The sequence below is a fragment of the Oceanisphaera submarina genome, assembly GCF_046521305.1.
GTDB lineage: Bacteria > Pseudomonadota > Gammaproteobacteria > Enterobacterales > Aeromonadaceae > Oceanimonas > Oceanimonas submarina.
In genome coordinates this window covers 41,620-62,053 of record NZ_JBKGFN010000009.1, presented here as the reverse complement: position 1 = coordinate 62,053, position 20,434 = coordinate 41,620, and the positions used below count along the sequence as shown (strand labels likewise).

Annotated in this window: 18 protein-coding genes; 4 read left to right on the top strand and 14 right to left on the bottom strand. The window is 58.6% G+C overall.

Annotated features, from left to right (window positions below; all coding sequences use genetic code 11):
• Positions 1–3: 3 nt before the first annotated feature.
• The 14 genes from ACLEIV_RS10230 to ACLEIV_RS10165 all read right to left on the bottom strand — a co-directional run bounded on the left by ACLEIV_RS10230 (position 4) and on the right by ACLEIV_RS10165 (position 13,353).
• Positions 4–999: a glutathione S-transferase family protein gene (locus tag ACLEIV_RS10230; protein WP_410456550.1), complete on the bottom strand. Its 996-nt coding sequence runs from the start codon at positions 997–999 to the stop codon at positions 4–6.
• A 97-nt stretch (positions 1,000–1,096) separates the two neighbouring features.
• The gene (locus tag ACLEIV_RS10225; protein WP_410456549.1) at positions 1,097–1,591 is read right to left on the bottom strand and encodes a DoxX family protein; all 495 of its coding nucleotides are present in this window, start codon (positions 1,589–1,591) and stop codon (positions 1,097–1,099) included.
• Positions 1,592–1,657: 66 nt separating this feature from the next.
• Positions 1,658–1,918: a hypothetical protein gene (locus ACLEIV_RS10220; protein WP_410456548.1), complete on the bottom strand. Its 261-nt coding sequence runs from the start codon at positions 1,916–1,918 to the stop codon at positions 1,658–1,660.
• Positions 1,919–2,059: 141 nt separating this feature from the next.
• Entirely contained in the window at positions 2,060–3,421 is a 1,362-nt protein-coding gene (gene mnmE, locus ACLEIV_RS10215; RefSeq protein ID WP_410456547.1) for a tRNA uridine-5-carboxymethylaminomethyl(34) synthesis GTPase MnmE, read from the bottom strand.
• 335 nt (positions 3,422–3,756) lie between these two features.
• Positions 3,757–5,418 (bottom strand): membrane protein insertase YidC, encoded by a 1,662-nt coding sequence (gene yidC / locus ACLEIV_RS10210; RefSeq protein ID WP_410456546.1) that lies wholly within the window; start codon positions 5,416–5,418, stop codon positions 3,757–3,759.
• Positions 5,419–5,421: 3 nt separating this feature from the next.
• Positions 5,422–5,667 (bottom strand): membrane protein insertion efficiency factor YidD, encoded by a 246-nt coding sequence (gene yidD, locus ACLEIV_RS10205; protein WP_083399029.1) that lies wholly within the window; start codon positions 5,665–5,667, stop codon positions 5,422–5,424.
• Positions 5,628–5,990 (bottom strand): ribonuclease P protein component, encoded by a 363-nt coding sequence (gene rnpA / locus ACLEIV_RS10200; protein WP_104485617.1) that lies wholly within the window; start codon positions 5,988–5,990, stop codon positions 5,628–5,630. The genes yidD and rnpA overlap by 40 nt, the downstream gene beginning before the upstream one ends.
• On the bottom strand, positions 5,990–6,124 hold the full coding sequence (rpmH, locus tag ACLEIV_RS10195; protein ID WP_188630650.1) for a 50S ribosomal protein L34: 135 nt from the start codon (positions 6,122–6,124) through the stop codon (positions 5,990–5,992). Before rpmH ends, rnpA begins: the two co-directional genes overlap by 1 nt.
• A gap of 275 nt (positions 6,125–6,399) precedes the next feature.
• Positions 6,400–7,152: an amino acid ABC transporter ATP-binding protein gene (locus ACLEIV_RS10190; protein WP_410456545.1), complete on the bottom strand. Its 753-nt coding sequence runs from the start codon at positions 7,150–7,152 to the stop codon at positions 6,400–6,402.
• A gap of 7 nt (positions 7,153–7,159) precedes the next feature.
• On the bottom strand, positions 7,160–7,825 hold the full coding sequence (locus tag ACLEIV_RS10185; protein ID WP_410456544.1) for an amino acid ABC transporter permease: 666 nt from the start codon (positions 7,823–7,825) through the stop codon (positions 7,160–7,162).
• Between the two features lie 3 nt (positions 7,826–7,828).
• Positions 7,829–8,587: an amino acid ABC transporter substrate-binding protein gene (locus ACLEIV_RS10180; protein WP_410456543.1), complete on the bottom strand. Its 759-nt coding sequence runs from the start codon at positions 8,585–8,587 to the stop codon at positions 7,829–7,831.
• 191 nt (positions 8,588–8,778) lie between these two features.
• Positions 8,779–9,699, bottom strand: a complete 921-nt coding sequence (locus ACLEIV_RS10175) for a LysR substrate-binding domain-containing protein (protein WP_410456542.1) — start codon at positions 9,697–9,699, stop codon at positions 8,779–8,781.
• 65 nt (positions 9,700–9,764) lie between these two features.
• On the bottom strand, positions 9,765–11,774 hold the full coding sequence (locus ACLEIV_RS10170) for a CocE/NonD family hydrolase (RefSeq protein WP_410456541.1): 2,010 nt from the start codon (positions 11,772–11,774) through the stop codon (positions 9,765–9,767).
• Positions 11,758–13,353, bottom strand: coding sequence for a BCCT family transporter (locus tag ACLEIV_RS10165; RefSeq protein WP_410456540.1), 1,596 nt, complete (start codon positions 13,351–13,353; stop codon positions 11,758–11,760). Before ACLEIV_RS10165 ends, ACLEIV_RS10170 begins: the two co-directional genes overlap by 17 nt.
• Positions 13,354–13,740: 387 nt before the next feature.
• Here ACLEIV_RS10165 and dnaA point away from each other — a divergent pair, with 387 nt between their 5' ends.
• Genes dnaA through gyrB form a run of 4 tightly spaced genes read left to right on the top strand, consistent with a single transcriptional unit; the run spans position 13,741 to position 19,768 of the window.
• Positions 13,741–15,135 carry a chromosomal replication initiator protein DnaA gene (gene dnaA / locus ACLEIV_RS10160; protein WP_410456539.1) on the top strand — a complete coding sequence of 465 codons (1,395 nt, stop codon included), beginning with the start codon at positions 13,741–13,743 and terminating at the stop codon, positions 15,133–15,135.
• Between the two features lie 13 nt (positions 15,136–15,148).
• On the top strand, positions 15,149–16,252 hold the full coding sequence (gene dnaN, locus ACLEIV_RS10155; protein WP_410456538.1) for a DNA polymerase III subunit beta: 1,104 nt from the start codon (positions 15,149–15,151) through the stop codon (positions 16,250–16,252).
• 2 nt (positions 16,253–16,254) lie between these two features.
• Positions 16,255–17,346 carry a DNA replication/repair protein RecF gene (gene recF, locus ACLEIV_RS10150; RefSeq protein WP_410456537.1) on the top strand — a complete coding sequence of 364 codons (1,092 nt, stop codon included), beginning with the start codon at positions 16,255–16,257 and terminating at the stop codon, positions 17,344–17,346.
• A 4-nt stretch (positions 17,347–17,350) separates the two neighbouring features.
• Positions 17,351–19,768 (top strand): DNA topoisomerase (ATP-hydrolyzing) subunit B, encoded by a 2,418-nt coding sequence (gene gyrB, locus ACLEIV_RS10145; RefSeq protein WP_410456536.1) that lies wholly within the window; start codon positions 17,351–17,353, stop codon positions 19,766–19,768.
• The last annotated feature ends 666 nt before the right edge of the window (positions 19,769–20,434 follow it).

The window sequence follows — 20,434 nt, the reverse complement described above, 5'->3', positions numbered from 1 at the left end:
TGCTCAGTCGGCCTGGCGCTGCGTGAGTCGCTCGCGCTGATGCGGGCTCTCGAGATTCAATACCGGGCCCGCCGGTACCACGCCGGTTGGGTTGATGGTGGCGTGGCTGCGGTAATAGTGCTCTTTGATATGTTTCATGTTGACCGTCTCGGCCACGCCAGGCCATTGGTACAGTTCTCGCACATAACCGGCCAGATGCGGATAATCTTCAATCTGCTTCAGGTTGCATTTGAAGTGGCCGTGATACACGGGATCAAAACGGATAAGGGTGGTAAACAACCGCCAGTCTGCTTCGGTGATCTGTTCGCCGAGCAGGTAACGCCGTGTCGACAGCCGCTTGTCCAGTTCATCCAGTGTCTCGAACAAGGGAAATACCGCCTGCTCGTAGGCTTCCTGAGTGGTGGCGAACCCGGCCTTGTAAACACCGTTGTTTACCCGGTCGTAGATCCGGGCGTTGAGGCTGTCAATCTCGGTGCGCAGCGCCTCTGGATAATAGTCGCCGGGCTTGGCGCCAATGCCGTCGAAAGCCGAGTTCAGCATGCGGATAATCTCGGAAGATTCGTTGCTGACAAACCGGTTTTGTTGCTTGTCCCATAACACAGGAATGGTTACGCGGCCGCTGTACTCGGGGTCGGCGGCGGTATAGATCTGGTGCATGTACCGGGCCTGGAAGATGGGGTCTGCCACCACGCCGTCGTCCGCTGCAAAGGTCCAGCCATGCTCACCCATTAACGGGTTGACCACAGATACCGAAATCATCGACTCCAGCCCTTTCAATTTACGAAAGATCAGGGTTCTGTGTGCCCAGGGACAGGCCAGGGAAACGTATAAATGGTAGCGTCCGGCCTCGGCCCTGAACCCGGCTTCACCGGTAGGCCCGGCACTCCCGTCGGCGGTGATCCAGTTGCGAAATTGCGACTCGCTGCGAGCGAAGCGACCGTTGTTGGATTTGGTGTCGTACCAGCGGTCAACCCAGTGTCCATTTACAAGCAGTCCCATTTTGTGCCTCCGTTTGTGTTTGAGTATCTTGGCCTGGGGGCTTATCTCCCCTGGCGCGCCTGTGCTGTGCATAATAGGTATTGAGAGAGCCGTGGCGTTATACGCCGGAGCTCGGTGATGACGAGCGGCCTCGTTCAGTGCTGTCTTTACTCGCCATGTCACTCAGCGTGCCATCCAGCGACCACTTTCCGCCCCCGTTAAACACCAATGCCACCGAGATGCTGAGCAGGGCCAGGCCAAATTCATACCCGTTGTTACTCATGAAGAGTCCATTGGGAAGGTGGACACCGATGATGGCAACGAGCATGGTGATCGCCAGCATGAAGGCCGCGGGCCGGGTCAGCAGTCCAATGAGGAGTGCCATACCACCAAAGAACTCGGCACTACCCGCTGCCAGTGCCATCAGGTAGCCAGGTTCCAACCCAATGCCAGCCATCCACTGCCCCGTGCCTTCCAGACCATAGCCGCCGAAGCTGCCGAACAGTTTCTGAGCGCCGTGGGCCACAAAAATGGCGCCGGCCGGAAGACGAAGCGCCAGGCCGGTAAGACTGTTGTTGGTGACAAGAGTGCGGTGGATAAGATCTTTGTTCATGTAGTATCCCCAGGTAGCATCGGTGTTGCCGTTCAATGGAATTACTATATTTAAAGGGGTTGGCAACTAACAGCGGAACAATTTGACCTTTATCATCAGGAAAACTGAACCAGAGTTTCGCTTATCATCCTGGATGCACTGCAGACTCTCGACGCCATAGAGCGGCGCCAAAGCTTTGCCGCCGTTGCCGAAGCGTTGCCGGTACATTTTCAAGGCCTCCGGGGAATTGGCGGCGCGCGGCCGAGGGGTGGGGAGCTCCGACAGCGTACTGGCCTGCGCTTTGCGATGCGGTTCATCTCCCTTTCCCCCGAACAGGTCAGGAATCATCTTCACTCCAGGTGAACAAGGGCCAGTCTGGCCGCTGCCAGCTCCGGGCTGACGTCATGAGTAACCGCTTTTCTATCAAATAATGAGCCGATTCGTTGTTTATTCGGCTCATGTCTATGAACATTAGCGGCCGTGCCGGGCTTACTTCCCGATACAGAACGAGCTGAAAATTTTGCCTAACAGGTCATCCGAGCTGAATGCGCCGGTGATCTGACTCAGCTGTTCCTGGGCCAGGCGCAGTTCTTCGGCCACCAGTTCGCCGGCCATGTACACTTCCAACTGCTCCTTGGCCATGATCAGGTGCTGATCGGCGTGGTGCAGGGCGTCCAGGTGGCGGCGGCGGGCACTGAAGCCGCCCTCGGTGCCGCCCTGAAAGCCCATGCAGGCTTTCAGGTGCTCCTTGAGTGCTGCTACCCCCTGACCGGTCTTGGCGGAGATGGGATACACAGGGTGTTCGCCATCGCTGACCACCGTCATCGGCTCACCGCTCAGATCCGCCTTGTTGCGTACCACCGTCAGCCCGATATGGGCCGGTAGCCGGTCGACAAAGTCGGGCCAGATGTCCTTGGGGTGCAGGGCGTCGGTGGTGGTGCCATCGACCATGAACAGGATGCGATCGGCCTGTTCGATTTCGCTCCAGGCCCGTTCTATGCCGATACGCTCCACCGCGTCGGTGGCCTCACGCAGGCCGGCGGTGTCGATCACGTGCAGCGGCATGCCGTCCAGATGGATATATTCGCGCAGCACGTCGCGGGTGGTGCCGGCGATGTCGGTGACGATGGCCGACTCCTTGCCGGCCAGGGCGTTGAGCAGGCTGGACTTGCCGGCATTGGGCCGGCCGGCGATCACCACCTTCATGCCTTCACGCATGATGGAGCCCTGGCGCGCCTGGCGCTGGACCTCGGTCAGCCGGTCCATGATGCCGTACAGTTCGCCGGCGATCTTGCCGTCCGACAGAAAATCCACTTCTTCTTCGGGGAAGTCGATGGCCGCTTCGACGTAGATGCGCAGGTGAGTGAGAGCTTCCACCAGGCCGTGAACGTGATTGGAAAACTCGCCCTGCAGCGATTGCAGCGCCGAGCGGGCGGCCTGCTCGCTGGAAGCCTCGATCAAATCGGCGATGGCCTCGGCCTGGGCCAGATCCAGCTTGTCGTTGAGGAAGGCCCGTTCGCTGAATTCGCCGGCCCGGGCCGGACGCAGACCGGGCAGTTTCAGGATGCGCCGGATCAGCATGTCCAGCACCACTGGGCCACCGTGACCCTGCAGCTCGAGTACGTCTTCGCCGGTAAAGCTGTTGGGGCCCTTGAACAGCAGGGCGATGCCCTGATCCAGTACCAGGCCCTGTTCGTCCCTGAAGGGCAGATAGTCGGCATAGCGGACTTCGGGCACCTTGCCGAGCACGGCCCGAGCCACGGCCTCGGTATGAGGGCCGGAAACCCGGATTATGCCCACACCGCCCCGACCGGGGGCGGTGGCCTGGGCCACTATGGTATCGTTCGACATCTGTTCTATTACTCCACAACTACTGGCCTGTGCATAAGCCGAAGGGTGACATTATGCAGGTCACTCACATGTCAGGAGGAGGTAAAAGGGATTAGCTCAGCCGACCGTGACATGCCATGGCCAACAAAGGCTCCTGCAATGTTGGCATTCCCGCCATCCCTGGCGGTCAGATGGCATGTCCGAGCCCCCAGGGATGGGTTTACGGCGTGTCGGCGGAGCTAACCCTTTTTCCGCCTTCTTCACTATCTTGCCTGTCATTTTGTCACAAAAAATAAAGGCGACCCTGGGGTCGCCTTCAGTGTATTGATTTCCGGCACTGACGGCCAGCAGCAGCCTTAGGAAGCGGCTTTGCTGTGCAGGCCTTTCTTCTCCAGCTGGCGGAAGATATACCACTGCTGGGTGATGGTGACCACGTTGCTCACCAGCCAGTACAGGGTCAGACCGGCAGGGAACCACAGGAAGAAGAAGGTAAAGATGATGGGCATGAACTGCATCACCTTCTGCTGCATCGGATCGGTGACCGTGGTCGGGCTCATCTTCTGGATCATGAACATGCTGGCACCCATCAGGATGGGCAGCACGAAGTAGGGGTCACGAACCGACAAGTCGTTAATCCACAGGAAGAAAGGCGCGTGGCGCAGTTCTACCGACTCCATCAGCACCCAGTACAGGGAGATGAAGATAGGCATCTGTACCAGAATCGGCAGGCAGCCACCCAGCGGGTTGACCTTCTCTTTCTTGTACAGTTCCATCATGCCCTGAGACATCTTCTGGCGGTCGTCGCCATGACGCTCGCGCAGGGCCGCCAGTTTGGGCTGCAGCATGCGCATCTTGGCCATGGAGGTGTACTGGGCCTTGGTCAGCGGATACATGATGCCGCGCACCACGAAGGTGGTCAGCACTATGGCCAGACCCCAGTTGACCACGAAGCTTTGCAGGAAGTGCAGCAGCTTGAACAGCGGTTGGGCGATGAACCACAGCCAGCCGTAATCCACGGTCAGATCCAGGTTTTCTGCGGCGGCAGCCATCTCGTTCTGCAGCTTGGGACCCAGCCACAAATCGGCGGTCAGGGTCTGCTCGCTACCCGGTGCCACCGTGACCAGCGGTGCCTTGAAGCCGATGATGGCCTGGCCCTGGTTGTTCAGCGAACGGCTGTACAGCTGATTTTGTTCCTGCTTCGGCGCTATCCAGGCAGACACAAAGTAGTGCTGCAGCATGCTGACCCAACCGCCTTCGGTGGTCTGGTTCAGGTTGGCTTCGCGCACCTTCTTGAAATCGTACTTGGTGTAGCGGGTTTCGCTGCTGGAGTAGGCCGGGCCGCGATAGGCGGAGGCCATCAGCATGTTGCCGCCTTCTTCATTCGGGTTGACTTCGCTCTGCTTCAACTGCCCATAAAGCTGGGCCTGTACCGGCTCGGCGCTCTGGTTATCGATCCGGTAAGCGACCTTGACCACGTGATTGTTGCGGCTGAGGGTAAAAGTCTTGGTGAACGCCACGCCCTTGTCGTTGGTGAAGGTCATGGGCACGGTCAGGCTGTCCTGGCTATCGGTCAGCTGGTAGCTGGTCTGTTCGGTATGATAGACGGGGCGACCGCTGGCGTTGCCATCGGGGCCGTCACGACCGATAAGGCCACTCTGGGCCACGTTGACGAAGTTTGAGCCGTTGCTGAGCAGCACGAACTTGTCGTCGGAATTCAGTTCGTCATCGTGCTCCAGCAGCTCGGCACGAACCACATCACCGCCACGAGTGTCGATGGTCAGCTTGAGGCTGTCGGTGGTGATGGTCACCAGACGGCGACTGGCGGTCGGGACGACATCGGTCGGTACTTCGCCAGCGGCCAGATCCGCTTCGGGAACAAAGCTGTCGTCGCCGGTGCTGGTCTGGGTGTTTGGTTGCGCCGTCACTGGCTGTGGCGCCTTATCGGTTTGCCACTGTTGCCAGATGAGGAAGCTCACCAGCAGCAGAGCGATAACAAGAATATTGCGTTGAGATTCCATAGTTTATTTTCTTCGCTTTGTCGGGACCGGATCGTGGCCGCTTGGACCTAAAGGATGGCATTTTAATAGACGTTTGACGGTTAACCAACCGCCTTTTAAAAAACCGTGGAGCCGGATGGCTTCAATGGCATATTGCGAACAGGTGGGAGTGAAGCGGCACCTGGGCCCGAGCAGAGGACTGATAACCAGCTGGTAAAGGCGAATAAGGCCTACGCTGAGTCGTTGCAGCGGCGAGAAAGCGTGCGCCATAGCCTATCCAGCAGCTCGAACAGCTCGTCGTTGGGCACATCCCCGATGCCTTTCTTGGCGATCACCACAATATCAACGTTGGGCAAATTATGCTGCTTCAGGCGAAAGGCTTCGCGGGCAACACGTTTGACCCGATTGCGCCAAACGGCACGCTTGAGTGCTTTTTTGGGTACGGCTAGTCCCAACCGGGGGTGACCCAGTTCGTTTGGTTTGGCAAGAAGTGTGAGATGTGGGGAGGCGGCTCTGACGGGGTTGTCGAAGACGTTTTTGAAATGGGCGGGAGTTAACAAACGTAACTCCCGTGTAAAGGTATGCCGGGCCATTAGGCGCTCAGACGGGCACGACCTTTGGCGCGACGAGCGGCCAGTACTTTGCGACCACCTACAGTGGCCTTGCGAGCACGGAAACCGTGGCTGCGTTTGCGCTTCAGATTTGAAGGTTGAAAAGTGCGTTTCATAGTAGTTATTACCGCTGTGTCAGTTTGCTATACAGTTTGACCATGTGCTCGACAGACGCATAAACATCACCGAGACGGCCCCACCAAAGAGGCCGAATTCTAAACAGTTCTGTATATGACGTCAATCGACATGGTGTTGATTGACGACCCCGAAGGCAAAGTATTTTACCGGGCGGGATCGATCCCGGGATCCTTAGCGATCGCGGGGCTGCGATTATACAGTCCCCGAAGGTCCGTGCAACTAAAAGCGCGGGATCCTACCGTGACAGGATCCGCTAACCATTCTCGTCCCGATCGGGCAGCACCTTGCGCAAGAAGGCCCGGGTGCGGGGATCCCGAGGGTTGGTCAGCAACTCGGCGGGCGGGCCCTGCTCCACGATGCGGCCGCCGTCCATGAAGATCACCCGGTCGGCCACATCGCGGGCGAAGCCGATTTCGTGGGTGACCACCACCATGGTCTGGTGCGCCAGTGCCAGCTTTTTCATCAGCCCCAGCACCTCGTCCACCCATTCCGGATCCAGCGCCGAGGTGGGTTCGTCGAACAGCATCACCTTGGCGTGGCTGGCCATGGCTCTACCTATGCCTACCCGCTGTTGCTGGCCGCCGGACAGGGATGACGGATAGGCGTCGGCCTTATCCTCCAGCCCGATATTGCCCAGGATGCGTAACGCCTCGGCGTGCGCCTCGCTCTTGGGTTTGTTCCACACCGTGATCAGCCCTTCGGCGATGTTGTCGCGGGCGGTCTTGTTGGCAAACAGCGCATAGTTCTGAAACACGAAGGAGGTGCGCTTGCGTAGCGCTATGGCGTCCTTGCCGCCGTGTCTGGCCAGATCGATGTTGAAGCCGTCGATGTCCAGGGTGCCGGCCTCCGGGGTTTCCAGCAGGTTCAGGCAGCGCAGCAGGGTGGACTTACCGGTGCCCGAGGGCCCCAGTATCACCACGATTTCGCCTTTCTTGATATCCAGACTGATGTCGTTAAGCACCGTCTGGCCGTTATAGATCTTGGTCAGGTTACGCAGTGTAATCATGGTGCTCCTAATAGGCCGCGTTCAGCCGCCGCTCCAGTCGCGTTTGCAAATAGGTAAAGAACACCACCACGGCCCAGTAGATAAGGGCGACTGCAATAAAGGCTTCGAAAAACTTGAAGCTGCTGGACGCCTCCTTCTGGGCCGAGGCCATGATTTCGGCCACCCCCAGGGTGAAGGCCAGCGAGGTGCTTTTGATCATGTCGATGAAGTAGTTCATCAGCGATGGCGTGGCGATGCGTGCCGCCTGAGGCAGTATGATACGGCGCATGGCCTGACCGCGGGTCATGCCAATGCTCATGGCCGCTTCCATCTGGCTCTTGTGCACACTCAGGATGGCGGCGCGAATCGATTCCGCCATGTAGGCGGCAAAATGCAGGGTCAGACCGATGACGGCGGCGCTGAAGGCATTGAGGCCGATGAAGATCGGCATGATCTGCGGCAGACCGTAATACAGCAGAAACAGCTGTACCAGCAGCGGGGTGCCGCGAAAGAAAGAAATAAACAGTTTGGCCAGGGCGTTGAGCACCGGCAGCTCGAAGGTTCTGATCACCGCCAGCAGGCCGGCGATGATCAGGGCGAATACAAAGCCCAGCAGCGCCATTTCCATGGTCGTGCCCAGATATCTGAACAGGATCGGAAACAGCGCCAGGGTATAGTCGAGATCGAATTGCATACTTTATTTACTGGTGATGTCCGCACCCAGCCATTTCTCCGAAATTTGCGTCAGGGTGCCGTCGGCACGCATTTCGGCCAGGGCCTGGTTCACTTCGGCCAGCAGTGCCTGCTGTTCGGGAGTTTTCACGAAGGGAAAGGCATTTTCCATGGTGTCGAACGGCTTGCCGGCCAGTTGCAGCGGCAGTCCGGCCTCCTTGATCAGCTGGGCGGAGCCGACTCTGTCCATCACGAAGGCATCGGTACGACCCAGCGCCACGTCCTGCTCCAGGTTGGTCTCGTAGGTAATGATATTGATTTCGTTGCTGGTGTCATGCTTGCGCATCAGTTGTTCGAAGTTGGAGCCCAGGTTGACCGCGACCTTCTTGCCTTTCAAATCTTCCAGCCCCTGGATGCTGTCATTGCCCTTGCGCACCACTATCTGGGCGCCGTCGTATACATAAGGGTCGGCGAAGTCATACTTCTCGAGCCGTTCCGGGGTAATGGTGATCTGGTTGGAAATGGTGTCGATGCGACCGGTTTCCAGCATGCCGAACAGGCCGGAGAAGTTGGTGGTTACAAACTCTACTTCGCGATCGAGGCGCTCACCGATGGCGTTCCATACATCGACTTCAAATCCCTGCAGCTTGTCCTGCTGAACGAAGGTAAACGGATAGTAGCGACCAGACATGCCGACCTTGACCGCATCGGCCGCCATGGCCGGCATGATCAGGGAAGTGGAAAGGGCCAGGACGGCAGCCAACAGCTTGATGGATTTGAACATGAGTAACTCTCCTGATGATCGACGGCATGACCGCAACGGATGCAGTCATCATCGCTACAGCATAAATGATGAAGGTCTTTTTATACCAGCCAAAGGCAGCATGCCAGTGTTTTACAACTTAATAACCTGATCGATACGGGACCGGACAAGAAATATCCGCAAATCGGTATTCTCGTGGTCACTCGGAACATTCAGCTGTCCCTGTTCGGCAGCAGCCACTGGGTGAACATCCGGGTCGCGACCGATGGATGGCGGTGAGTGGGTTCCAGCAGACACAGGTAGCCCTTGCTGGGCATGCTGTGGGGCAGGGCCTGCACCAGGGTACCTTCCTGCAGATAGGGCTGCAGCAGGCGGGCCCAGCCGAGGGCGATGCCCTGACCGGCCAGGGCCGCCTGCATCAGCAGCTGGTAGCTGTTGGTCTTGAGGGTACGAGCGGGAGTCTGGTAAGGAGCTGCAATAGCCTCAAACCAGTCTTTCCAGGTCAGCCAGTCGTGAAAGTAGTCTTCCAGTTCCAGCAGGGTATGTTCGCGCAGCATCTGTTGCGGGCTGGTAACAGCTCCGGCCTGTTGCAGATAACCGGCGTTACATACGGCAATGACTGCTTCCTGTTCCAGGATACGGGTGATCTGTACGCCGGGCGGCTCCATTTCTCCGGGCACCAGGTAGTAAAGCGCCAGATCGAACTCGCTCAAATCCAGTTGCCGGGGGTCGGCCATGGTCAGGATGCGGATTTCTAGTTGTGGATACAGTTGTTGCAGTTCGGGCAGTTTGCGGGTCAGCCACATGGAGGCGACGGTAGGGCTGGACGCCAGTGTCAGCTGCAGGCTGCCCTGACGTCGGGTCAGGGCGGCGGTGCCGCTGGCCAGCTCTCGCAGCAACCGCTGTACCAGCTGAAAATAACGTTCTCCCGCCGGGGTCAGGGCCACACCCAGGGCATCGCGATGAAACAGCGGCCGACCCAGACACTCCTCCAGCCGCTTGATTTGCCGGCTGATGGCGCTCTGGGTCAGGCTGAGCTCGGTCGCCGCATGGGTGAAGCTCTGGCTGCGCGCCGCCGCTTCAAAGGCCTGCAGACAATTAAGGGGAGGTAGGGGCTTGATCCGTTGGGACATATCAGTTTCCTGCGGCTGTCCTGTTCTGAATAAGCCCCTACCTTACTCCCGGCCGGTTCTCAAGGCTACTGGGCAAGCCGTGGAATACGGTATTCCCAGCTCTTGTCGTTGAACACGTCACCATTAAGCCAGGCCTGTTGCCGGGCACTCAGGTAGAAATACTGCTCGTCGCAGGCCAGGTGTAGCTCGCTCTCCACCCGCACCTCCCAGTCATCCCGCCCGGCCCGGTACAGCCAGTGAATATCGGCCTGGGTCGCATCGGGTTCATAGGGGCGGGTGCGGTATTCCTCGGTGGCCTTTTGTTCTACCCAGAAACCGTGCTCGAGGAAGCGATAGGTACCCATGTCGTCGTCCACCCGCACGCAGACTTCGCCACTGGCCACGTCTTCGGTGATGGTGCGTTTGGGGCTGGACTCGCGCAGGAACTCCATGTCGATCGGTCGGGCGGATTCCGGCGACAGGAAAGGATTGTCGATAGCCTCGCCCTGGTATACCGGCAGGGTTAGACGCTGTTGGCCGGGCACCAGGCTCAGGGTGGTCAGCCTGGGGCTGGGCCAGAGCAGTGGGAAATGGGCGGTGGCGATGGCGACACGCAGTCGGTGACCGGCGGGTACCCGGTAGCCGATGTTGTCCAGCTCCACCTCGAAGTCCATCTCTTCGCCCGGTACCGGCGGGGTCAGTTCGGCCTTGTCGTGGCGCAGTGCCAGGTTCAGGGTGCCGTAGCTTATCAGGGTGGCACGGCCGTCGGGTGACACATCGCTGAGGCGCACCGTAACCTGGCCGCAGTTCTGATCCACCGAGCCTCTGAGTGCCACCCTCGGGTTGCCCAGCAGCGGCAGCGGTTCACTCAGGGGGACGCTGTCGAAACACAGGGACAGGGCATCGTCCCTGCGCTGATCGGTAGGGAAGTCGGGGCCGAACCAGATGGCGCAGTACTCGCCGCCATGAACGCCGGTGGTGAGCGGAGAACAGACACCGGCGGCGGAGGTCAGCGCATGTTCTCCGGGTTGCAGGCCCTTGTCGGTCAGGCTGAACCGCCGTTGCACCACCTGGCTGGCGGGCCAGCCGTCGGTCTGTACCCAGTCGCCGGAGCGGTAAGCGGTCATGGCGGAAGGCGGCTGGGCCTCCTGCAGGTAGAAGGTGCACTCGGGCTCGTCCATGATGCCGGTGTCTATGTCCTTCAGCCAGTGATCCCACCAGCGCAGCGCTTCCTGCAGAAAGCCGATGGCCGGATCCGGAATGGCGAAGTGGGGATACTTGTGGATCCAGGGACCGATCAGTGCCTTCTTCGGGCACTTGAGGTGTTCCATCATCCGCACCGGGGTGTTGCGGTAGGCATCGCCCCAGCCGCCGATGCAGTAAACCGCAGCTTCTATATCCTCGTAGTTCTCACAGATGGAGCCATGGGCCCAGTAGGCATCCCGGGTGCTGTGCTCAAGCCAGGGCCTGGCCAGCAGCGGCATGTTTTCCAGTCGGTGCTTCCACATGGCCTGCCAGTCGTCGCCCACCAGGCGGGGATCCGGCACGGCGGCGGAAAAACTGAGCATGGTGGCGGCCCAGCCCATGTTTTCCAGCAGCAGGTTGCCACCCTTGAAATGCACATCGTCGGCGTAGCGGTCGTCGGTGGAGCAGATGGTGATGATGGCCTTCAGCGGCTTGGGCCGGCGCGCCGCCAGCTGCAGGCTGTTGAAGCCCCCCCAGGAGATGCCCATCATGCCCAGGTTGCCGTCGCACCAGGGCTGGCGGCTGATCCAGTCGATGACCTCGAGCGCGTCGTCCTGTTCCTGCTGCAGATACTCATCCAGCATCAGGCCGTCGGACTCGCCGTTGCCGCGAATATCCACCCGTACACAGGCGTAGCCATGGCCGGCCAGATAAGGATGAGTCAGGGCATCGCGTACCGCGGTGCCGTCGAGCTTGCGGTAGGGCAGATATTCCAGGATGGCTGGCACCGGCTGCTGCTCCGCGTCGGCGGGCAGCCAGATGCGGGCGGCCAGGCGGGTACCGTCCTTGAGGGGGATCATCAGGTGCTCTATTTCACGCACCTGACGGGGAAACTCATGCTTGATTTGCATTGGTCGGTGTTCCTTCAAATGATGAGGTGTCGCTGGCCGGTGCCGGATCCGGGGTGGGTGACATGGTCACCAGGGCCGGATTGGACAGCCAGTGCCACAGAGAGCCACTGGCCAGCAGGATAATGAACATGGCGGGCAGGCCGCCCAGGTTGGACAGCATCTTGACCCCGTCGAGGCCGACGAAGGACACCATTACCCAGGACACGGTGCCGATCACAGAGCCCCACAGCACCTTGATACCCAGGCTGCTGTCCAGGTTGCTGTCGGCAGTCAGGCCGTGGGTGCAGAGGCCACCGATGGCATCGGTGTTGGAGTCGGCGGCGGTAACATAGGAAATAAAGGCGATAAACAGCAGCAGCACTATCATGATATTGCTGCCCGGCAGTTGCTCGAAAATCCGATACAGCACATGCTCCACCCCTTCGTTGTTGAGTACCTCGTTCAGGCCGGCCGCCTGTTGCATGTCCAGATAGATGGCGGTGCCGGAGAAGATGCAGATCCAGGTAATGGCGAACAGGGACGGAAACAGCAGGTTGATGCGGATGAAGTCACGGACCGTGTAGCCACGGGCAATCTTGCCGAGGAACAAGGCGGTAACCGGTGCCCAGGCAAACCAGACGGCCCAGTAGAAAATGCTCCACCACTGGGGCCAGGGATCGCTGGCGGCGGCGCCGGTGAACAGGCTACGGGTAAAGAAGGTATCCAGGTACAAACCGAGAGATTCGGTGCCCAGGGCGATCATGAAGATGCTGGGGCCGAAGCAGAACATGAACAGACCGAGAAACAGTAACAGCCAGGCGTTCAGCGCCGACATGCGCGCTATGCCTTTTTTCAGGCCGCTGGCGGCGGACAACACGAAGGTGGCCACGATCACCGCTATGATGATGCCCAGACGCAGCGGGGTGGTTTCACCGCCCAGATACTGACCGGCACCGCCGGCCAGGGTCAGGGCGCCGGTACCCAGGGAAGAGGCCATGCCGGCCACCAGGGCATAGAGTGCCACTGCATCGATGAAGGTACCGAAGCGACGGGTAATGCGGGCGCCCAGTACCGGCTCCAGCATGCTGCCGATGGAGAAGCGTTTGCGCTGGTTATAGAAGGCAAGGGCGAACACCAATGAAGGAATGGTGTAGATGGCGTAGGGGGTAAAGGACCAGTGCAGGAACATGGTGGCCATGGCGAAGCGGGCGGCATCCGGTGAGCCGGCTTCCAGCCCCGTGCTTTCGGGCGGTCCGAACAGGTGATAAAGCGGCTCGGCGGTAGTCCAGAACAGCACGCCAACCGCCAGGGTGGTGCACAGGGTGATGGAAAACCAGCGCCAGCGGCTCAGCAGCGGCTCGGCGTGATCGCCACCGATGCGGATTTTTCCGAGCGGTGAAAAGTAGATCACCACCGCCAGCACCAGCAGATACAGGCTGCCGAGGCTGAATAGCCAGGAAAAGTTATCCAGTATGGCGCTGTTCAGGGATTTGGTGGTGGTGAGAAAGGCATCCAGATTCAGGTAGCTGGCGAGCAGTGCACCCAGCAAGAGCAGGAAGGTGGGCCAGAACACTAGGGGTCTGATGTTGGTCGATGACATATTATCAATCACTCCGTGATGGGTACTGCGTATCCTTTTGTGCTTTCTTGGGGGCAGGATAGAACTCCCCCGGTTTCGCAACCTTAAATTAACATGGCATCTCAGTCTGCCTAGGGGTCCGGAATCGCTCAATTAACATATGAGTATGGGGTCATGACCATTGATCATGGGGAGTCTGTTTGGCTTCTTTGATTTGGCGGATCGAGTGATCCGCCATTGTGTGGGTAGCTTGTTTATAAATCGAAGGATCCTGTGTATTAAGTTGAAAGTTATTCACAGATGTCAAGGATCATATTTTACAGGATCGAGACGATCCAGCTAGAGATCCCGCCTCTGGCTCAGTAGAATAACGTCCCCTTGATTGATCCCTTTGTTCCAGGAGTTCTGATGAGCGCTATGCTTTGGCAGCAGTGTCTTAACCGGCTACAAGATGAATTGCCTTCGGCAGAATTCAGTATGTGGATCCGGCCGCTGCAGGCGGAGCTGGGCGACAATACCCTGACCCTGTTTGCCCCCAATCGTTTCGTGCTCGACTGGGTGCGGGACAAGTATCTGCTGCGGATCAACGGCCTGCTGAGTGAATTCTGCGGCAGCAACTGCCCGCAGATGAAGTTCGAGGTGGGCAAAAAGCGTACGCCGGTCAACCTGGTGACCAGCAGCAGTAACAGCGGCAGCAGTGGCAACAGCGGCAAGACTCAGAGCCGGGTGCAGAACACCCCCTCCTGGATCGAGCAGGCCGACGATCGGCCGCAGATCACCTACAAGAGCAACATGAACATCAACTATACCTTCGACAACTTCGTCGAGGGTAAGTCGAACCAGCTGGCCCGGGCCGCGGCCCGTCAGGTGGCCGATAATCCGGGGGGCGCCTATAACCCGTTGTTTCTGTACGGCGGCACCGGTCTGGGCAAGACTCACCTGCTGCACGCAGTGGGTAACGGCATTCGTGCCCGCAAGGCCGATGCCAAGGTCATCTACATGCACTCCGAGCGCTTCGTGCAGGATATGGTCAAGGCGCTGCAGAATAACGCCATCGAAGAATTCAAGCGCTACTACCGGAGTGTGGATGCCCTGCTGATCGATGATATTCAGTTCTTCGCCAACAAGGAGCGCTCGCAGGAAGAGTTCTTCCATACCTTCAATGCGCTGCTCGAGGGGAACCAGCAGATTATCCTGACCTCGGATCGTTATCCCAAAGAGATCAACGGCGTCGAAGACCGGCTCAAGTCCCGCTTTGGCTGGGGCCTGACGGTGGCGATAGAGCCGCCGGAGCTGGAAACCCGGGTTGCCATCCTGATGCGCAAGGCCGACGAGAACAAGATGCGCCTGCCCGACGAAGTGGCCTTCTTTATCGCCAAGCGACTGAGATCCAACGTGCGCGAGCTGGAAGGGGCGCTGAACCGGGTCATGGCCAACGCCAATTTCACCGGCCGGGCCATCAATATCGACTTCGTGCGCGAGGCGCTGCGCGATCTGCTGGCCCTGCAGGAAAAGCTGGTGACCATCGACAACATTCAGAAGACGGTGGCCGAATACTACAAGATAAAGCTGGCCGATCTCCTGTCCAAGCGCCGCTCCCGCTCGGTGGCGCGCCCGCGTCAGTTGGCCATGGCGCTGGCCAAGGAGCTGACCAATCATTCTTTGCCCGAAATCGGCGATGCCTTCGGGGGCCGCGATCACACCACGGTGCTGCACGCCTGCCGAAAAATCGGCCAGCTCCGGGAAGAGAGTCATGATATAAAGGAAGATTATTCTAATCTTATCCGCACCCTGTCTTCCTGAATCGGAGAACCCCATGCAGTTTACCATCAGCCGCGAAGCGATACTGCGACCCCTGCAATTGGTATCCAGTGCCCTGGGGGGCCGCCCCAACCTGCCGATCCTCAACAATATTCTGCTCAGCGTCGAGAACGATGCCCTGTCGATGACCGGGACCGACACCGAAGTCGAAATGGTGGCGCGGGTCGAACTGCAAGGGGCCGTGACCGCCGGTCGCACCACGGTGCCGGCGCGCAAGATGCTGGACATCTGCCGGGGTCTGCCCGATGGCGCCGAACTGAAATTTACCCTGGAAGGGGAGCGGCTGATCCTGCGTTCCGGGCGTAGCCGTTTCAACCTGTCCACCCTGGCGGCGGAAGACTTTCCCAATATCGAGGAATGGAGCTCCGAGCTGGAATTCGATATCAACCAGCTGGCACTGAAGAAGCTGATCGAATCGACCCAGTTCTCGATGGCCATTCAGGACGTACGCTATTACCTCAACGGCATGTTGTTCGAAACCGACGGTCAGTGGCTGCGCACCGTGGCCACCGACGGCCACCGCCTGGCGACCTGTCAGCGTCAGCTGCTGGCCGACGAGTTGCCGGCCCAGCAGGTAATAGTGCCGCGCAAGGGGGTGCTGGAGTTGGTCAAACTGCTCGAGCATGAGGATCTGGATGTACGGCTGCAAATCGGCAAGAGCAACATTCGGGCGGTTACCTCCGGTTTTATCTTCACCTCCAAGTTGGTGGATGGTCGCTTCCCGGATTATCGCCGGGTGTTGCCACGCGAGTGTGACAAGACCCTGATCTGCGGCCGTGAAGAGCTGCGCCAGGCCTTTTCCCGGGCGGCGATTCTGTCGAACGAAAAATTCCGTGGCGTACGGCTGAACATGCAGGCACAGGTGCTGAAAATCACCGCCAACAACCCGGAACAGGAAGAAGCGGAAGAAGTGCTGGATGTGGATTATCAGGGCACGGATCTGGAAATCGGATTCAACGTTTCCTATGTGCTGGATGTGCTCGGCACCCTCAAGTCCGACAAGGTCAAGGTCAGTCTCAAGGATGCCAGCAGCAGTGGTCTGATCGAGGCGGAGGACAGCGGGGACGCACTGTACGTAGTGATGCCGATGCGATTGTAAGCATGGCGCTGCTCAATCTACAGCTGAAGGACTTTCGCAATATCCATCATGGCCGCCTGGTGCCGGCCGCCGGTATCAACTTGCTGGTGGGGGCCAATGGCAGCGGCAAGACCAGCATACTGGAAGCCATTCATTATCTGGGCTTCGGTCGCTCCTTTCGTACCCATCTTACCGGTCGGGTAATCCGGCAGGGTGAACCGGCGTTCACACTCTTTGCCCGGGTGCAGCAGGATGACGACGGCCTGCCGGTGGGTCTGAGTAAAACCCGCGGTGGCGATACCCGGCTCAAGGTCGGCGGCCGTACAGCCGAGCGATTAGCCGACCTGGCACACATCCTGCCCATTCAGTTGATCCACCCGGAAGGGTATAATCTACTGACCGGTGGCCCCAAGTTGCGGCGGGCCTACCTGGATTGGGGACTGTTTTATTCCAATGCCCGCTTTTTTACCGTCTGGGGGCAGTTTCGCCGGCTGCTCAAACAGCGCAATGCGCTGTTGCGACAGCAACGCCCTTGTCGGGAATTGAGTTACTGGGATCGGCAACTGGCCGGCGTGGGTGAAGAGTTGAGTCTATTCAGGCAGCAATATGCCGAGGCTATCGAGCCGGTGATCCGCTTGATAGCGGCAGATTTTCTGCCTGAATATGATTTTTCGTTCGATTTTTTTCGTGGCTGGGACCGGCAGATGACGTTGGCCCAGGTACTGGAGCAAGGCCTTGAACGGGATCTGGGGCTGGGCTACACCCAGTCCGGACCGCACAAGGCAGAGATCAGGATAAAGGCCCGGGGCATGCCGGTGCAGGATCTGCTGTCACGCGGCCAGCTCAAGTTGCTGGTGTGCGCCATGCGGCTGGCCCAGGGCCTTTATCTGAAAACCCGGTCCGGACAGGACTGCATTTTTCTGATCGACGACTTTGCGTCTGAGCTGGATGAACACAAGCGTGCTTTGCTGGCGCACCGGTTAACCGAACTGGGTGCCCAGGTATTTGTTTCCGCTATCGATGTGGCCCAGCTCAGTCAGATGATCACACGGGATAACAGTAAGCTGTTTCACGTGAAACAGGGTGAAATCACCGAAACCCAGGAGTGCGAGTAAGCCAATGAGTGAACACACTTACGACTCTTCGAGTATTAAGGTATTAAAAGGTCTGGATGCGGTCCGGAAACGTCCGGGCATGTATATCGGCGACACAGACGATGGCACTGGCCTGCACCACATGGTGTTTGAGGTGGTGGATAACTCGATAGATGAGGCCCTGGCCGGGCACTGTAAAGACATCGTCGTGACTATTCACGTGGATGGCTCTGTTTCCGTGTCCGATGATGGCCGGGGTATTCCGGTCGACATGCACGAAGAAGAAGGCCGCTCCGCCGCCGAGGTTATCCTCACCGTGCTGCACGCGGGCGGCAAGTTCGACGACAACTCCTACAAGGTGTCCGGCGGCCTGCACGGCGTGGGGGTATCTGTGGTGAACGCCCTGTCCGAGAAGCTGCAGCTGACCGTATGGCGCAGCGGCAAGGTACACGAGCAGACCTACCGGCACGGTGAGCCCCAGGCGCCGCTGGTGGCCGTGGGTGATACCGTTAAATCGGGTACCCTGATCCGCTTCTGGCCCAGCCATGAAACCTTTACCAATACCGAATTTCATTTCGATATCCTGGCCAAGCGGCTGCGTGAACTGTCGTTCCTGAACTCGGGCGTGTCCATTCGCCTGCTCGACGAGCGGGAGAACAAGGAGGTGCACTTCGAGTATGAAGGCGGCATCCAGGCTTTCGTCGAATACCTCAACCGCAACAAGACCCCGATCCACCCCAAGGCGTTTCATTTCGTCAGCGAGCGTGAAGACGGTATCTCGGTTGAAGTATCGATGCAGTGGAATGACTCCTATCAGGAAAATATCTTCTGCTTTACCAACAACATCCCCCAGCGGGATGGCGGTACCCACCTGGCCGGCTTCCGGGCGGCGCTGACCCGTACCCTGAACACCTTCATGGACAAGGAAGGTTACAGCAAGAAGGCCAAGACGTCGGCCTCCGGTGACGATGCCCGCGAAGGCCTGACCGCCGTCATTTCGGTCAAGGTGCCGGATCCCAAGTTCTCGTCCCAGACCAAAGACAAGCTGGTGTCTTCCGAGGTGAAAACCGCGGTCGAGCAGGCCATGGGCGAGCGCTTGAGCGAATTTCTGCTGGAAAATCCGGGTGACGCCAAAATCGTGGTCAACAAGATCATCGATGCGGCCCGTGCGCGGGAGGCGGCGCGCAAGGCGCGAGACATGACCCGCCGCAAGGGGGCTCTGGACCTGGCCGGCCTGCCCGGCAAACTGGCCGACTGTCAGGAAAAAGATCCGGCGCTGTCCGAACTCTACATAGTGGAGGGTGACTCTGCGGGGGGCTCGGCCAAGCAGGGACGTAACCGCAAGAACCAGGCGATTCTGCCGCTCAAGGGCAAGATCCTGAACGTGGAAAAGGCGCGTTTCGACAAGATGCTGTCTTCTCAGGAGGTGGCCACCCTGATCACCGCCCTGGGCTGTGGCATCGGCCGGGACGAATACAACCCGGACAAATTGCGCTACCACTACATCATCATCATGACCGATGCGGACGTGGATGGTGCTCACATCCGTACCCTGTTGCTGACCTTCTTCTACCGGCAGATGCCGGAAATTGTCGAGCGAGGCTATATCTATATCGCTCAGCCGCCGCTGTACAAGGTGAAAAAAGGCAAGCAGGAGCAATACCTGAAAGACGAAGATGCCATGCTGCAGTATCAGACCAGCCTGGCGCTGGATGGTGCCAGCCTGCACGTGAACGAATCGGCCCCGGCCATCGGTGGCGAGCACCTGGAAAAACTGGTCAATGATTACCGCAAGGTACAGATGCTGATCACCCGGCTGTCCCGTCGGGCGCCGGAGCTGGTGCTCAACGAGCTGATTTACCAGCCCGAGCTGACCCTGGAGGCCCTGACCGATGAAGAGCTGGTCAAGAACTGGGTCGCGGCCGTCAACCTGTCGCTGGAAGGGAGCAATACCAATGGTGCCGAGTATCTGCTGGATTACGACTTCTTCGAAGAGCGCAGTTGCTACCTGCCCAAGGTGAAAGTCCGTCAGCACGGTATCGAGCGGGAATTCCCGATCAGCTACGACTTCTTTGCCTCCGGTGAATACCGCAGCATCGTCTCCCTGGGTAACGGCATTGCCAATCTGATGGAAGAAGGCGGCTATGTGAAGCGGGGCGAGAAGACCAAGACGGTATCCAGCTTCGCCGAAGGCCTGGAGTGGCTGATGCACGAGAGCAAGCGTGGTCTCTACGTACAGCGTTACAAGGGGCTGGGCGAGATGAACCCGGATCAGCTGTGGGAAACCACCATGGATCCCGGCTCCCGTCGTATGCTGCAGGTCACCATCGAAGACGCGGTAGCTGCCGATCAGCTGTTCTCTACTCTGATGGGTGATCATGTTGAGCCGCGTCGCGAGTTTATCGAGACCAACGCGCTGAAAGTCGCGAATCTGGATATCTGATCCGAGTCGCCCCTCATGATGTAATAACATCACTTAATGCCGCCCGTCAGGGCGGCATTTTATTTTTGGGCCTTTCAAATATGCAGGTCTGTGGTGCCAATCTGGCGGTGTCGCATCATATTTCTTCGATCTCGTTTTCCGACTTGGCTGGAAGAAATGAAAAGTAGAGTTTGACACGTCATATTCCCTCCAATACTGGCCCTTTATGAACCCCTTACCCCCTTCGGATGAAAGGCGTGATCAATCATGATCTCTGCCTGCTGCCGTAAACAAGCGCGGTTGATGGAGGGCGAAAGGGTGTGCTACCCGAGTCCTTTCCGAAGGTGGCACCGGCTTTCAGTTTGTAGCGTATTAGCCGGGCGAGTGAACCCGCCATAGTGCTTGTGACTGTCTATTCTTGTTTATTTTTTCCTGTGCTAACAACGATCTGGAGCTAGTATTGGATTACAGCTTACGGCTATCCATGGAGTGTTTTTTCACCAGCGGAAGGTCTGATACCAGGATCTCCATATTCTGGTTCAGTGACAGACAAATACGATGGCGGCAGATACCGGAATGGTTACCGGTCCTGGCAGCCAGTGAGGAAAATCTGGGACAAGAGGTTATTTCTGACGTTACTGCCCGGCGACAACCCAGACTATCTGTTTGCCGGTCTTTCGAGAGGAA

Bases quoted from the DNA above. Each gene is read 5' to 3' on its own strand.
- ACLEIV_RS10220 (WP_410456548.1), bottom strand. From the start codon at position 1,918: ATGATTCCTGACCTGTTCGGGGGAAAGGGAGATGAACCGCATCGCAAA.
- ACLEIV_RS10190 (WP_410456545.1), bottom strand. From the start codon at position 7,152: ATGATTACACTGCGTAACCTGACCAAGATCTATAACGGCCAGACGGTG.
- yidD (WP_083399029.1), bottom strand. From the start codon at position 5,667: ATGGCGCACGCTTTCTCGCCGCTGCAACGACTCAGCGTAGGCCTTATT.
- ACLEIV_RS10170 (WP_410456541.1), bottom strand. From the start codon at position 11,774: ATGCAAATCAAGCATGAGTTTCCCCGTCAGGTGCGTGAAATAGAGCAC.
- dnaA (WP_410456539.1), top strand. From the start codon at position 13,741: ATGAGCGCTATGCTTTGGCAGCAGTGTCTTAACCGGCTACAAGATGAA.
- dnaN (WP_410456538.1), top strand. From the start codon at position 15,149: ATGCAGTTTACCATCAGCCGCGAAGCGATACTGCGACCCCTGCAATTG.
- ACLEIV_RS10185 (WP_410456544.1), bottom strand. From the start codon at position 7,825: ATGCAATTCGATCTCGACTATACCCTGGCGCTGTTTCCGATCCTGTTC.
- ACLEIV_RS10165 (WP_410456540.1), bottom strand. From the start codon at position 13,353: ATGTCATCGACCAACATCAGACCCCTAGTGTTCTGGCCCACCTTCCTG.
- ACLEIV_RS10180 (WP_410456543.1), bottom strand. From the start codon at position 8,587: ATGTTCAAATCCATCAAGCTGTTGGCTGCCGTCCTGGCCCTTTCCACT.
- ACLEIV_RS10175 (WP_410456542.1), bottom strand. From the start codon at position 9,699: ATGTCCCAACGGATCAAGCCCCTACCTCCCCTTAATTGTCTGCAGGCC.
- rnpA (WP_104485617.1), bottom strand. From the start codon at position 5,990: ATGGCCCGGCATACCTTTACACGGGAGTTACGTTTGTTAACTCCCGCC.
- ACLEIV_RS10225 (WP_410456549.1), bottom strand. From the start codon at position 1,591: ATGAACAAAGATCTTATCCACCGCACTCTTGTCACCAACAACAGTCTT.
- mnmE (WP_410456547.1), bottom strand. From the start codon at position 3,421: ATGTCGAACGATACCATAGTGGCCCAGGCCACCGCCCCCGGTCGGGGC.
- rpmH (WP_188630650.1), bottom strand. From the start codon at position 6,124: ATGAAACGCACTTTTCAACCTTCAAATCTGAAGCGCAAACGCAGCCAC.
- yidC (WP_410456546.1), bottom strand. From the start codon at position 5,418: ATGGAATCTCAACGCAATATTCTTGTTATCGCTCTGCTGCTGGTGAGC.
- ACLEIV_RS10230 (WP_410456550.1), bottom strand. From the start codon at position 999: ATGGGACTGCTTGTAAATGGACACTGGGTTGACCGCTGGTACGACACC.
- recF (WP_410456537.1), top strand. From the start codon at position 16,255: ATGGCGCTGCTCAATCTACAGCTGAAGGACTTTCGCAATATCCATCAT.
- gyrB (WP_410456536.1), top strand. From the start codon at position 17,351: ATGAGTGAACACACTTACGACTCTTCGAGTATTAAGGTATTAAAAGGT.